This window comes from Curtobacterium sp. MEB011 (assembly GCF_030209655.1).
Classification (GTDB): domain Bacteria; phylum Actinomycetota; class Actinomycetes; order Actinomycetales; family Microbacteriaceae; genus Curtobacterium; species Curtobacterium poinsettiae.
The window spans coordinates 1-13,376 of sequence record NZ_JARVRN010000020.1 but is presented as its reverse complement, the minus strand read 5'-3'; the positions used below and the strand labels follow the sequence as shown (position 1 = coordinate 13,376).

10 protein-coding genes are annotated in these 13,376 nt (G+C 70.0%); 6 read left to right on the top strand and 4 right to left on the bottom strand.

What is annotated here, in order from left to right; genetic code table 11:
• Positions 1-68: 68 nt before the first annotated feature.
• The 3 genes from sucB to QRN30_RS17540 all read right to left on the bottom strand — a co-directional run bounded on the left by sucB (position 69) and on the right by QRN30_RS17540 (position 4,665).
• Entirely contained in the window at positions 69-1,571 is a 1,503-nt protein-coding gene (gene sucB, locus QRN30_RS17550; protein WP_017886085.1) for a 2-oxoglutarate dehydrogenase, E2 component, dihydrolipoamide succinyltransferase, read from the bottom strand.
• A 73-nt stretch (positions 1,572-1,644) separates the two neighbouring features.
• A complete protein-coding gene (gene lpdA, locus QRN30_RS17545) occupies positions 1,645-3,018 on the bottom strand; it encodes a dihydrolipoyl dehydrogenase (protein ID WP_017886086.1) in 1,374 nt (457 codons plus the stop codon).
• A 156-nt stretch (positions 3,019-3,174) separates the two neighbouring features.
• Positions 3,175-4,665 carry a leucyl aminopeptidase gene (locus QRN30_RS17540; RefSeq protein WP_284761655.1) on the bottom strand — a complete coding sequence of 497 codons (1,491 nt, stop codon included), beginning with the start codon at positions 4,663-4,665 and terminating at the stop codon, positions 3,175-3,177.
• A gap of 76 nt (positions 4,666-4,741) precedes the next feature.
• Between QRN30_RS17540 and QRN30_RS17535 the strand changes: the two genes are divergently transcribed.
• From QRN30_RS17535 to QRN30_RS17515, 5 genes are all read left to right on the top strand, one after another.
• The gene (locus QRN30_RS17535) at positions 4,742-5,671 is read left to right on the top strand and encodes a proteasome assembly chaperone family protein (protein WP_284761653.1); all 930 of its coding nucleotides are present in this window, start codon (positions 4,742-4,744) and stop codon (positions 5,669-5,671) included.
• Between the two features lie 159 nt (positions 5,672-5,830).
• Positions 5,831-7,150, top strand: coding sequence for an MFS transporter (locus tag QRN30_RS17530; RefSeq protein WP_042537033.1), 1,320 nt, complete (start codon positions 5,831-5,833; stop codon positions 7,148-7,150).
• 193 nt (positions 7,151-7,343) lie between these two features.
• Positions 7,344-8,618, top strand: coding sequence for an RNA polymerase sigma factor (locus QRN30_RS17525; protein ID WP_017886090.1), 1,275 nt, complete (start codon positions 7,344-7,346; stop codon positions 8,616-8,618).
• Between the two features lie 6 nt (positions 8,619-8,624).
• On the top strand, positions 8,625-9,884 hold the full coding sequence (locus QRN30_RS17520; protein ID WP_017886091.1) for a MurT ligase domain-containing protein: 1,260 nt from the start codon (positions 8,625-8,627) through the stop codon (positions 9,882-9,884).
• On the top strand, positions 9,881-10,654 hold the full coding sequence (locus QRN30_RS17515) for a type 1 glutamine amidotransferase (RefSeq protein WP_111039873.1): 774 nt from the start codon (positions 9,881-9,883) through the stop codon (positions 10,652-10,654). Before QRN30_RS17520 ends, QRN30_RS17515 begins: the two co-directional genes overlap by 4 nt.
• Positions 10,655-10,787: 133 nt before the next feature.
• On the opposite strand, the gene QRN30_RS17510 is transcribed toward QRN30_RS17515, so the two are convergent.
• Positions 10,788-11,012, bottom strand: coding sequence for a DUF7455 domain-containing protein (locus QRN30_RS17510; protein WP_017886093.1), 225 nt, complete (start codon positions 11,010-11,012; stop codon positions 10,788-10,790).
• Between the two features lie 167 nt (positions 11,013-11,179).
• Between QRN30_RS17510 and QRN30_RS17505 the strand changes: the two genes are divergently transcribed.
• Entirely contained in the window at positions 11,180-13,306 is a 2,127-nt protein-coding gene (locus tag QRN30_RS17505; RefSeq protein WP_284761651.1) for a DNA gyrase/topoisomerase IV subunit B, read from the top strand.
• Positions 13,307-13,376 lie beyond the last annotated feature (70 nt).

The window sequence follows — 13,376 nt, the reverse complement described above, 5'->3', positions numbered from 1 at the left end:
AACCCCCGGAACGGGAACGGCCCCGGCTCCCACGAGGGGAACCGGGGCCGTCGGCCGTGCTGCTGGGATCAGTACCCGAGGTTCGGGGCGAAGTTGCCCTCTTCGAGACGGTTCTTCACCGCGACGAGGTACCGCGAGGCATCCGCACCGTCGATGATCCGGTGGTCGTACGACAGCGCCAGGTAGACGAACGAGCGGATGGCGATGGCCTCCTGGCCGTCGACCTTCACGACCGCCGGACGCTTCGTGACGATGCCGGTGCCGAGGATCGCCGACTGCGGCAGGAACACCACAGGGGTGTCGAACAGCGCGCCGCGCGAACCGGTGTTGGTCAGCGTGAACGTGCCGCCGGCGAGCTCGTCGGGCTTGAGCTGGTTGTTCCGGGTGCGCTCGGCGAGGTCCGCGATGGACTTCGAGAACTGCGCCAGGTCCAGCGAGGCCGCGTCCTTGATGACCGGGGTCAGCAGGCCGCGCTCGGTGTCCACCGCGATGGAGACGTTCTCGGTCTCCGGGTAGACGATCTCGTCGCCCTCGACCGTGGAGTTGATCTTCGGGTGGGCCTTCAGCGCCTCGGACGCCGCGAGGGCGAAGAACGGCATGAAGGAGAGCTTCGAGCCGGTCTTCTCGAGGAACTCCGCCTTGTGGGCGTCGCGGAACTGCGCCACCTTCGTGACGTCGACCTCGACGACGCTCGTGAGCTGTGCGGTCGAGGTCATCGACTGCACGGCACGCTCGGCGACGACCTTGCGCAGCCGCGTCATCTTCTCGCGGGTGCCGCGCAACGGCGACACCTCGGCGACGAACGGGCCGGACGCGGCAGCGGGTGCTGCTGCAGCCGGGGCGGCCGGGGCCTTCTCGGCGGCGGCGAGGACGTCCTCCTTGCGGATGCGCCCCCCGACACCGGAACCGGTGACCGTGGACAGGTCGACGCCCTGCTCGTTGGCGAGCTTGCGCACCAGCGGGGTGACGTAGCCGGAGGCTGCGCCGTCCTGCGTGGGGTTCGGGACCGCGGCGGCGGCCGTGGTGCTCGGCGCGGACGCCGGAGCTGCTGCCGGAGCGGCCTGGGCCGGAACGGCTGCCGGCGGAGCGGCTGCGGGCGGCGGGACGGGTGCGGCGGCCGGGACCGGCGCTGCGGCGGGCGGCGCAGACGGTGCCTGCGGGGCAGCGGGCTGCGTCTGACCGGCGGGGGCGGGCTCGGGCTCGGTGGGCTCCGGAGCGGGGGTCTCGGCCTCCTGCTCGGTGCTCGGAGCGGCCTCGGGCTCTTCGGCTTCGGCAGCGGCGGCGTTGGCGTCGTCGGAGTCGGACGAGTCCGAACCGCCGTCGGACGAACCGGAGCCGTCACCGATCTTCACCAGGGCGGTGCCGACCTCGACGGTCTCGTCCTCTGGCACGAGGATCTCCTCGACGACGCCGGCGATCGGCGACGGGATCTCGGTGTCGACCTTGTCGGTCGAGACCTCGAGCAGCGGCTCGTCGACCTCGACCCGGTCACCGACGTTCTTCAGCCATCGGGTCACCGTGCCCTCGGTGACGCTCTCGCCGAGCGCCGGGAGGTTGACGGATTCGCTCATCGGGTGGACTCCTCTTCGCGGGGGATTGCAGTGGTTGTTGATGTCATTGTCACAGTGCGCTTGCCGGTGCCGGTCACAGCGCGTGCAGCGGCTTGCCCGCGAGGTGCAGGAACGCCTCGCCGAGGGCTTCGTTCTGGGTCGGGTGGCCGTGCACCAGGGGAGCGATGTCCTCGGGGTAGGCCTCCCAGTTGACGGCGAGCTGGGCTTCACCGATGAGCTCACCGACGCGGGCGCCGATCATGCTGACACCGACGACGGGGCCGTCCACGACGCGCACGACCTTGACCGAGCCGGAGGTCCCGATGATGTGGCTCTTGCCGTTGCCGGCCAGGTTGTACTCGTACGAGTCGACCTTGTCGGCGCCGTACTGCTCCTCGGCCTTGGCCTGCGAGAGTCCGACCGACGCGACCTCGGGGTCGGAGTAGGTGATCTTCGGGATGTTCTTGTCCTCGATGACCACCGGGTTGAGGCCGGCGATCTCCTCGGCGACGAAGATGCCCTGCTGGAAGCCGCGGTGCGCGAGCTGCAGGCCGGGGACGATGTCGCCGACGGCGTAGACGTTGGGGATGTTCGTGGCGAGACGCTCGTTCGTGGTGACGAACCCGCGGTCCATCGTCACGCCGACCTCATCGTAGCCGACGTTCTGCGTGACCGGGCCACGGCCGACGGCGACGAGCAGGACGTCACCGTCGAAGGTCTTGCCGTCCTCCAGCGTGACGACGACGCCGTTCTCGTGCTGCTCGACGCCCTGGAACCGGACACCGAGCGAGAACTCGATGCCGCGCTTGCGGAACGCACGCTCGAGCTGCTTCGACATCGACTCATCCTCGGCGGGGACCAGGTGCGGCAGGCCCTCGACGATGGTGACCTCGGCGCCGAAGGACTTCCAGACGCTGGCGAACTCGACGCCGATGACGCCGCCGCCGAGGATGACGACCTTGTTCGGGACGTAGTCCATGCGGAGCGCGGTCTCGGAGGTGATCACGCGTCCGCCGATCTCGAGCCCCGGCAGGGACTTCGAGTAGGAGCCGGTCGCGAGCACGATGTTCTTGCCGGTGACGGTCTGGTCGCCGACCTGCACGGTGTTCTGCGAGGTCAGACGGCCCCAGCCCTCGACCACGGTGATGCCGCGGGCCTTGATCAGACCCTGCAGGCCCTTGTACTTGGAGTTGATGATGCCCTGCTGGTAGTCGATGACCTTGGGCACGTCGACACCGGCGAACTCCGCGACCACGCCGTACTTCTCGGCGTCGCGCGTCGCGTCGGCGACCTCGGCCGCGTGCAGCAGTGCCTTCGTCGGGATGCAGCCGCGGTGCAGGCACGTCCCTCCGAGCTTGTCGCCCTCGATGAGCGCGACGCTCATGCCGAGTTCGGCGGCCCGGAGCGCAGCGGCGTACCCACCACTCCCGCCACCGAGGACAACGACGTCGTAAGTCTGTTCCGTCACCTGGTGCAACTCCCTCGTGCGTGTCGGGCCGATCGGGCCCTACGTGGACACCGCGGAGGGCGGCGTCCGACGGTCGGACCGCGTGGTTCCGGTCCCGTCCCGTGCAGTACCGGTGGGAGGCGCGTCAGTGCGCCGTTCCCACCGGTACCAAACCTACTACTCGGACTGGAGGTCTTCTGCGAGAGCGATGAGCGTCCTGACCATCACACCCGTCGCCCCCTTGCCCAACCAGGCGTACCCGCCGCCCTTGTTCTCCGACGGACCCGCGATGTCGAGGTGCGCCCAGGGGACACCCTCGCCCGCGAAGCGCTCGAGGAACTTGCCCGCGAGCAGCATGCCGCCGGCGGGGTTGCCGACCGTGGCGTTGACGATGTCGGCGACGTCGCTGGTCAGCCGGGCCTCGAGCTCCTCGGGCAGCGGCATCGGCCAGATCGGCTCCGCGACGCCCTCGGCGACGGCGCGGACCTTCGCGACGAGGTCGTCGCTGCCCATCAGGCCGGTCGTGCGGTCGCCGAGCGCGACGACCTGGGCACCGGTCAGCGTGGCGACGTCGACGAGCGCGTCGGGCTGCTCGAGCGATGCGGCGGCCATCCCGTCGCCGAGCACCAGGCGCCCCTCGGCGTCGGTGTTGGTGACCTCGACCGTGGTGCCGTTCTTGAGCGTCAGGACGTCGCCCGGGCGGGTCGCGGTGCCGGAGGGCATGTTCTCGGCGAGGGCGAGCCATGCGGTCACCCGCACGTCGAGGCCCAGGCGGGCGGCGGCGACGGTCGCGGCGAGCACCGTGGCGGCACCGGTCATGTCGGTCTTCATCCCGAGCATCGACGCCGCGGGCTTGAGCGAGAGGCCGCCCGAGTCGAAGGTGATGCCCTTGCCGACCAGGGCGAGGTGCTTCGTCGCGGACTCCGGTGCGTACCGGACGACGACGAGACGCGGGGGCCGGGCGGAACCGCGGCCGACGCCGAGGATGCCGCCGAAGCCCTGCTCCTCGAGCGCCTGCTCGTCGAGGACCTCGACCGTGAGCGGCAGGTCCGATGCGAACCCGGTCGCGACGTCGGCGACGTCCTGCGGCCCGAGGTCACCGGCGGCGGTGTTCACCAGGTCGCGCACGAGCGACGCGGCGTCGGCGACGATCGCCGGGCGCACCGCTGCGTCGGCGGCGACGTCGGCGGGGGCGACGACCTCGATGCGCTGGTCGCCACGGGCCGGGGCCTTGGTGCCGGTGCCCTTGTGGCGCGTGAAGGCGTACGCGCCGAGCGCCGCGCCCTCGAGGGCGGCTTCGACGAGCTCGGCGGAGTCGGTGGGCAGTGCCAGCGTGATCGAGTCGACGCGGGGGAGCTGTCGGACCGCGCTGCCGGCGGCTGCACGGGTCGCGGCGGCGCCCGTGGCGGAGCCGAGGCCGATCAGCGCGACCGACTTCGCCCCGACACCGGAGGCGGGGAGCCGGACGAGCTGGTCCTTCGCGCCGGTGACCCCGATCGCGGCGAGGTCGAGGTCGGCGAGGGCGTCGACCGCTCCCAGGGCGCTGGGCGCGAGGGAAGCGGCACTGTCCGCGTCGCCGGAGGATCCCGGACGGACCCCGACGACGAGGACGTCGGCGGTGGTGGTCTCGGGGGGTGAACTGGTGGTGGAGAGCGTCGGTCGGACCATGCCCCAACCCTACCGACGGCCTGTTCGCTGTCGGCGTCGTCGTCGCGCACCGGGGTCGTCGGGGGCCCCGCCTAGCATGGGGACGGTGAACCACCCTGAGGAGCTCTACACGTTCGACGCGGACGCCCCGACCGTCCCGGCGGGGTTGCACCTGGTCGCCGGGCTGACCGGGTTCGCCGATGCCGGTTCCGCCGTCGCACAGGTGACGAACTCGATCCTCGAGGACCTCGACACCGAGCTCGTCGCCGAGTTCGACCCCGACGTGCTGCTCGACTGGCGTGCCCGTCGTCCGGTCATCACCTTCGAGCACGACCACATCAGCGCCGTCGAACCGCCCCGTCTTGCACTGCACCTGGTGCGCGACGAGATCGGCCAGCCGTTCCTGTTCCTGTCGGGCTACGAGCCGGACTTCCAGTGGAACCGCTTCGTCCGCGCCGTCACCGGGCTCGCCGCCGACCTGCAGGTCGCCGACACCACCTGGGTGCAGTCGATCCCGATGCCGGTCCCGCACACCCGTCCGATCAGCCTCACCGTCTCGGGCACCCGGGCCGACCTCGTCGAGCAGATGAGCGTCTGGAAGCCCGAGACCCAGGCACCGGCGAACGTCCTGCACCTGGTCGAGCACCGCCTCGCCGAGACGGGTGCGCAGGTGACGGGGCTCGTGCTGCTCGTGCCGCACTACCTGTCAGACACCGAATTCCCGGACGCCGCCGTCGCAGCGCTCTCCGGCATCGCCGCCGCGACCGGACTGATCTTCCCGACGGACGCCCTGCGCGAGTCGGGTCGCGAGTTCCTGACGCGCGTCGAGGAGCAGGTGGCCGGCAACGCCGAGCTGCAGCGCCTGGTCTCCGTGCTCGAGGAACGGCACGACACCTACATGGAGGGCAACCCCGTCGCGTCGCCGCTCACCGGCGTCGACGGCAAGGTGCCGACCGCCGACGCGATCGCCGCCGAGCTCGAGCGCTTCCTGGCCGACCGGCGCACCCAGGGCGACGCGACCGACTGACCGTCGCGTCGGATCCGGACGCTCCGACAGGACGGCCTGGAGGCGCGGTGCGGGCCCGCACCGCGCCTCCAGGCCGTTCCGTCGTCACCTGCACGACGTGACCCGCGTTCGCGACGGCTGTCGCGTATCGACGTGGGAACGCGTCGGTAGCCTGGTCCGGTGAACTCCCGTCGTGCCTTCCTGATCTGGGGCGTCGCGGTCCTCGCGTACGTCCTCGCCGTCGTGCAACGGTCCTCGCTCGGAGTGTCCGGCGTCGACGCGCAGGACCGGTTCGCCGTCTCGGCGGCCGTCCTGTCGACGCTCGCCGTGGTGCAGATCGCCGTCTACGCGGGGCTGCAGATCCCGGTGGGGATCGCGCTCGACCGCGTCGGACCGCGTCGGCTGGTGCTCCTCGGTGCCGCACTGCTGGTCGTCGGACAGGCGATCGTCGCGGTGTCGCCCTCGATCGGGCCGGCCATCGCGGGGCGGGTGCTCGTCGGGGCCGGCGACGCGATGACCTTCATCTCGGTGATCCGCCTGGTGCCGATGTGGTTCAGCGGTCGGATCCTGCCGCAGATCTCGCAGTGGACGGGCAACCTCGGGCAGATCGGCCAGGTCCTGTCGGCGTTCCCGTTCGCGGTGCTCCTGCACTCGGTGGGGTGGACCCCGGCGTTCGGCGTCGCTGCCGCGGCCAGCGCGGTCGGTCTGGTGCTCGCCGCCGTGTTCGTCCGGAACGGTCCGGTGCCGGTGCGGACCGACACGATCCCGCTGCCGCACTCGTGGGGTGCCGCGTTCAGCACCTTCGGGCACGCGCTCCGGCGCCCCGGCACACAGCTCGGGTTCTGGTCGCACTACGTCACGCAGTCCTCGGGCACGGTGTTCTCGCTGCTGTGGGGCGTCCCGATGCTCCGGGGACTCGGGTACTCCCCGGGCGAGGCGGCGGGCTTCCTCACGATCATCGTGGTGGTCGGGTTCGTCGCCGGCCCGGTGCTCGGCGTGCTCTGCGCACGGTTCCCGATGCGCCGGTCGAACCTGGTGCTCGGCGTGGTCGTGCTGCTCGCGGTGCTCTGGACGGCGATCCTGCTCTGGCCCGGGCACCCGCCGACCTGGCTGCTCGTGCTGCTCGTCGTCGCGATGGGCATCGGCGGACCCGGTTCGCTCATCGGCTTCGACTTCGCCCGGACCTTCAACCCGGTCGGCTCGCTCGGCTCGGCGAACGGTGTGGTGAACGTCGGTGGGTTCCTCGCGGCGTTCGTGATGATGTACCTGATCGGCGTCGTCCTCGACGTGGCGGCGCGGGCATCGGGCACCACGGTGTTCGCCTGGGAGAACTTCCGGATCGCCCTCACGGTGCAGTACGTCGTGGTCGGGTTCGGCGTCGGAATGCTCCTGCACGCCCGCCGCCGGACCCGTCGGGTGCTGCACTCGGAAGAGGGAATACGCGTCGGACCACTCTGGGTTGCACTCGTTGCACGCCTGCGGAGGCGGCACGTGCAATAATGATCACGGACCCGTTCGGGACCCCTGTCTGTCGGAGCACTTCGGTGCGCCGGTGAACTCGGGGGACTTGACATGGGTCCTAGTGCTGCCCGGAACGGTAGGACTCGTACGACGCGGGGGACTGCGGCGCGGGACCTGGGCGGCGAGGGAAGCCACGACCCCACGAACGTGGCACGACGAGAGAGGTGATCGCATGGCTGCCCGGAGCACGACGATCGATCCCACGAAGGACACCGAGCCCGAGGGCGCTGTGGCAGAGGACGCCACCGCCACCGAGGGCACCGCAGCGCCGAAGAAGCGCGCCACGAAGGCCCCCGCCACGAAGGCCCCTGCCAAGAAGGCGCCTGCCAAGAAGGCAGCACCCAAGGCGAAGAAGACCGACGCCGTCGACGAGGCCATCGCCTCGGACGAGCCGGTCGAGGAGCCGACCGACGAGGCCGACGACACCGACGACAAGACGGCCAAGCCGGACGCCGCTGCCGCGGTCGCCGCCGGTGCGCTCGTCATCTCGCAGACCGACGACGACGAGGCACCGGTCTACTCCACGACCATCACGGGTGCCACCGCCGACCCGGTGAAGGACTACCTCAAGCAGATCGGCAAGGTCGCCCTGCTCAACGCCGAGCAGGAGGTCGAGCTCGCGATGCGCATCGAGGCCGGCCTGTTCGCCGAGGACAAGCTGCAGCACTCGACGGGGCTGTCGAAGCCCGCCGAGCGTGAGCTGCGCTGGGTCGCCCGTGACGGTCAGCGTGCGAAGTCGCACCTGCTCGGCGCGAACCTCCGTCTGGTCGTCTCGCTGGCCAAGCGCTACACCGGTCGCGGCATGCAGTTCCTGGACCTCATCCAGGAAGGCAACCTGGGCCTGATCCGTGCGGTCGAGAAGTTCGACTACACCAAGGGCTTCAAGTTCTCGACCTACGCGACCTGGTGGATCCGTCAGGCCATCACCCGCGCCATGGCCGACCAGGCCCGCACCATCCGCATCCCGGTGCACATGGTCGAGGTCATCAACAAGCTCGCCCGCGTGCAGCGCCAGATGCTGCAGGACCTCGGTCGCGAACCCACTCCGGAAGAGCTCGCACGCGAGCTCGACATGACCCCGGAGAAGGTCGTCGAGGTGCAGAAGTACGGTCGCGAGCCGATCTCGCTGCACACGCCCCTGGGTGAGGACGGCGACTCCGAGTTCGGTGACCTCATCGAGGACACCGAGGCGGTCGTGCCGGCCGACGCGGTGGGCTTCACGATGCTGCAGAAGCAGCTCGAGAGCCTGCTCGACTCCCTGTCCGAGCGTGAGGCGGGCGTCATCCGCATGCGCTTCGGCCTGGGCGACGGCCAGCCGAAGACCCTCGACCAGATCGGTGACACGTTCGGCGTGACGCGCGAGCGCATCCGTCAGATCGAGTCCAAGACGATGGCGAAGCTCCGCCACCCGTCGCGGTCGCAGTCGCTGCGCGACTACCTCGAGTAAGCCGGCATGCGCTTCTTCATCCCGATCCTGATCGGGCGGATCCTCCGTGCCCTCGCCCGTGCGCGGGGCGGTGGATCCGCCTACCCGGGGTTCATCGTCCTGAAGCTCGTGCCGGACTTCCTGCAGCACGTGACGAAGCAGTTCCCGAACGGCGTCGTCTTCGTGCTCGGTTCGAACGGCAAGTCGACGACGACGCACATGATCTCCGACATCGTCCGGGCCCACGGGCTCCGTGTCTTCACGAACCCGTCGGGCGCGAACCTGCCGCAGGGCATCGCGTCGGCCCTGCTGTCCGAGGTCTCGCTGACCGGACGTCTCAAGGCGGACATCGGCATCCTCGAGGTCGACGAGGCCTTCGCGGTGGAGCTCGCCGGCATCCTGTCGCCCTCGACGGTGACGATGCTCAACGTGCAGGTCGACCAGCTGTACCGGTTCTTCGAGACCGAGCGTGTGGCGACGATGATGCTCGACACCGCTGCACTGTCGACGGCGAACGTCATCACGAACCACGACGACCAGTTCCTCGACGGCTACAGCGGCACCCCGGGGCAGCGCGTCCTGCGGTTCGGTGCGAGCGACGAGGTCATCGCCGCAGCGCCGAACGGCCTGCAGAACGCCGACTCGTTCGACGCGGGTGACCGTGCCCAGCACACCGCCGACGCCGAGGTCGTGGCCCACACGGGCGACGGCGCGACGATCCGCTTCGACGGTGCCGAGATCCCGGTCCGTCTGCCCGCCCGCGGCCTGCACTACGCGGTCGACGCCGCCGCGGCCACCGCGACGGCGAGTGCGGCCCTCGGTGCGCAGTTCCGCGCCGACGCCGTGACGAAGGCCTTCGGCACGATGAAGCCGGCCTACGGCCGTGGCGAGCGGCTCCCCATCGCGGGCGAGTCCGCCGAGTTCACGATGTTCAAGAACGCCGCGAGCCTGCAGCTCAACCTCGACGCCCTGCCGGACCAGCCCGAGCAGGTCCTCATGGCGATCGACGAGGGCACGCCCGACATCTCCTGGATCTACGACATCGACTTCTCGAAGCTCGACCACGTGGACGTCGTCTCGGGCGACAAGGCGTGGCAGATCGCGATCGCGCTCGAGCATGCCGGTGTCCGCATCGGCCGGGTCGAGCCCGACGTCGAGGCTGCCATCAAGCACATGGAGCAGCTCGGTTCGACGACCCGCGGGACGAAGAACTTCATCGTCAACTACGAGATCATGATGATCGCCCGCAAGGCCCTCGGCCACCCGGACATGGAGAAGACCGCATGACGGCCGACCGGCTGACCATCCTGCACGTCTACCCCCGGCAGATGGGTGTCTCGGGCGACCGCGGCAACGTCGCGGCGCTGGTCCGACGTGCGGCCGCCGCGGACATCGAGACCCAGGTCCTCGAGTACGCGCCCGGTGACGACCTGCCGACCACGGCGGACGTCGTCGTGATCGGCAACGGTCCGCTCAGCGCGATGCGCTCCCTGGGCGACGACGTCACACGCATCGGCGGGGCGCTCCGCGCGTTCGCGACCGATGGTGTGCCGGTGCTCGCCGTCGGCGGTGGGTTCGACCTCGCGACGAACGAGGTCGTACCGACCGAGGGCGCGCCGGTCGCGGGCTTCGGCGTGTTCGACGCGCGAGCAGTCCGCGGCGCCGAGCGCCGCGTGAACTACTTCGTCCTCGAGACCCGGTACCCGCTGCTCCCCGGAGCACCGAAGCGTCTCGCCGGCTTCGAGGACCACGCCACCCGCATCGAGCTCGCAGCCGGGGTCACCCCCTTCGCCGACGTCGTCTCCGGCGGCGGCAACCAGGCCGGCTCCCCGGTCGAGGGCGCGATCGTCGGGAACTCCTTCGGCACGCACACCCAGGGTCCGGTCCTGCCGCTCAACCCGCAGCTGACCGACGGTGTCCTCGCCGCAGCAACCGCGCGCCTCGGCCGTGAGTACGCGCCGGACGCCGAGCGCACGGCGACCATCGACCGCTACGCACGCGAAGCGCGCGCCACGGTCGACCGCTACGTCGACAAGGCGTTCAAGCGCATCGCCTGACGCACGACGAAGAAGGCCGGGTCCCGAGGGGGCCCGGCCTTCGTCGTCTCCGCGCGTTCTGAACCAGGCTGCAGACAGACAGGAGGCGCGGTGCCAGCTGGCACCGCGCCTCCTGTCCGTCTGCCGGTCGCGACTACTTCGACTCGTAGAGTCGGCTGCTCTCGTCGTGCCACTCGATGGCGGTCGCCGCGAGCTTGTCCTTGAACTCGGCGCCGTGGTGGGCGCAGAAGTAGAGCTCGCCGCTCGACATGGTGGCTCGGATGTAGGCCTGCGCCCCGCAGCTGTCGCAACGGTCGGCGGCGGTCAGCTGGTGGTTGCTGACTTCGTCGATGGAGGGGTCCTGCACGGTCTGGGTCATTGCTGTGCTCCTCACGGATCGCAGGTGGTGCCGGGTGGTTGCACCATTTCAACACGTGATGCCTGGGAGCGACGCATTGTCGCGGCCTGTTTCGCTCAGCGCGGATCGGATGGCCCCAGTGCGAGTGTCCACACGGTGCTGTCGGTGCCGCTCGGTAAACTCCGACGGTGAGCTCCGACTACTCCGCACGCCATCTCTCCGTCCTCGAAGGGCTCGAGGCGGTCCGGAAGCGGCCGGGCATGTACATCGGGTCGACGGACTCCCGCGGCCTCATGCACTGCCTGTGGGAGATCATCGACAACTCGGTGGACGAAGCCCTCGCGGGACACGGTGATGAGATCGGCGTCGTGCTGCACGCCGACGGCTCGGTCGAGGTCCGCGACACCGCCCGCGGCATCCCCGTCGACGTCGAACCGAAGACCGGCCTGACCGGGGTCGAGGTCGTGTTCACCAAGCTGCACGCCGGTGGCAAGTTCGGCTCCGGGTCGTACGCGGCCTCGGGCGGGCTGCACGGCGTCGGGGCCTCGGTCGTGAACGCCCTGTCGGAGCGTCTCGACGTCGAGGTCGACCGTGGCGGCAAGACCTACGCCATGTCGTTCCACCGTGGTGAGCCCGGCATCTTCGACGACAGCAAGGGCATCGGCCCGGACGCCCCGTTCGCGCCCTTCACGTCGGGCAGTGAACTGCGTGTGGTGGGCAAGGTCAAGAAGGGCGTCACCGGTTCCCGGATCCGGTACTGGGCGGACCGCCAGATCTTCACCGCCGACGCCCGGTTCAGCACCGACGACCTGGTCACCCGTGCACGCCAGACTGCGTTCCTCGTGCCCGGGCTCGGCATCACCATCACCGACGAGCGCGCTGCGTCGATCGACGCCGCTGCCGCCCGTGCCGAGGCGACGGGCACCAGCGTGGCTGCCGGCCCGGTGGTCGAGCGGTTCCGGTACGAGGGCGGGATCGGCGAGTTCGTCGAGCACCTCGCCGTCGACAGCCCCCTGACCGACGTCTGGCGTGTGCAGGGCACCGGGACCTTCACCGAGACCGTGCCGATGCTCGACGACAAGGGCCACATGGTCTCCACCTCGGTCGAGCGCGAGTGCGAGGTCGACCTGGCACTCCGCTGGGGCAGTGGCTACGAAACCGTGTTCCGCAGCTTCGTCAACATCATCGCGACGCCGAAGGGGGGCACCCACCAGGCCGGGTTCGAGTCCGGTGTCGTGAAGGCCGTCCGCGCCCAGGTCGAGGCGAACGCCCGCAAGCTCAAGGTCGGGCAGGACAAGCTCGACAAGGACGACGTCCTCGCCGGCATGACCGCCGTGCTGACCGTGCGGTTGCCCGAGCCGCAGTTCGAGGGGCAGACGAAGGAGATCCTCGGCACCCCGGCGGTCCGCAAGATCGTCGACCAGGTGGTGTCGAAGCGCATCACCGAGATCCTGACCTCGACGCAGCGCACCGAGAAGGCGCAGTCGGCCGCCCTGCTCGAGAAGGTCGTGTCGGAGATGAAGACCCGCATCTCGGCGCGGGCACACAAGGAGACCCAGCGGCGCAAGAACGCGCTCGAGAACTCCTCGCTGCCGACGAAGCTCGCCGACTGCCGCTCGCAGGAGACCGAGGGCACCGAGCTCTTCATCGTCGAGGGCGACTCGGCCCTGGGCACCGCGAAGCTCGCGCGCAACAGCGAGTACCAGGCGCTGCTGCCGATCCGCGGCAAGATCCTCAACGTGCAGAAGGCGTCCGTGTCGGACATGCTCTCGAACGTCGAGTGCGCGTCGATCATCCAGGTCATCGGTGCCGGTTCGGGTCGGACGTTCGACATCGACCAGGCCCGCTACGGCAAGATCATCATCATGTCCGACGCCGACGTCGACGGCGCCCACATCCGCACGCTGCTGCTGACGCTGTTCTTCCGGTACATGCGGCCGATGATCGAGCAGGGCCGGGTCTTCGCCGCCGTGCCGCCGCTGCACCGGGTCGTCGTGGTGAACCGCGGCAAGCCGAACGACACGCTGTACACGTACTCCGAACAGGAGCTGCAGACGGTGTTGAAGAAGCTCGAGAAGACGGGCAAGAAGTACCAGGAGCCGATCCAGCGGTACAAGGGCCTCGGTGAGATGGACGCGGACCAGCTGGCGGAGACCACGATGGACCGTGCGCACCGAACCCTGCGCCGGGTGAACGTGACCCACGCCGAGGGCGCTGCGAAGGTGTTCGAGCTCCTGATGGGCAACGACGTGGCGCCGCGCAAGGAGTTCATCCTGGCCGGCGAGGGTCTCGACCGCGACCGCATCGACGCGTAGCGGCGCGGCGGCAGCCCGAGTCTCGGTGCCGCCAGAGCGACACCGTGCCGCCACCGTGCGCGGTCCGTGC

What these genes read in the sequence shown, in the direction of transcription:
- QRN30_RS17525 (WP_017886090.1), top strand. Translation starts at nt 7,344, where the DNA reads ATGGCTGCCCGGAGCACGACGATCGATCCCACGAAGGACACCGAGCCC.
- sucB (WP_017886085.1), bottom strand. Translation starts at nt 1,571, where the DNA reads ATGAGCGAATCCGTCAACCTCCCGGCGCTCGGCGAGAGCGTCACCGAG.
- QRN30_RS17535 (WP_284761653.1), top strand. Translation starts at nt 4,742, where the DNA reads ATGGGGACGGTGAACCACCCTGAGGAGCTCTACACGTTCGACGCGGAC.
- QRN30_RS17520 (WP_017886091.1), top strand. Translation starts at nt 8,625, where the DNA reads ATGCGCTTCTTCATCCCGATCCTGATCGGGCGGATCCTCCGTGCCCTC.
- QRN30_RS17540 (WP_284761655.1), bottom strand. Translation starts at nt 4,665, where the DNA reads ATGGTCCGACCGACGCTCTCCACCACCAGTTCACCCCCCGAGACCACC.
- QRN30_RS17515 (WP_111039873.1), top strand. Translation starts at nt 9,881, where the DNA reads ATGACGGCCGACCGGCTGACCATCCTGCACGTCTACCCCCGGCAGATG.
- QRN30_RS17510 (WP_017886093.1), bottom strand. Translation starts at nt 11,012, where the DNA reads ATGACCCAGACCGTGCAGGACCCCTCCATCGACGAAGTCAGCAACCAC.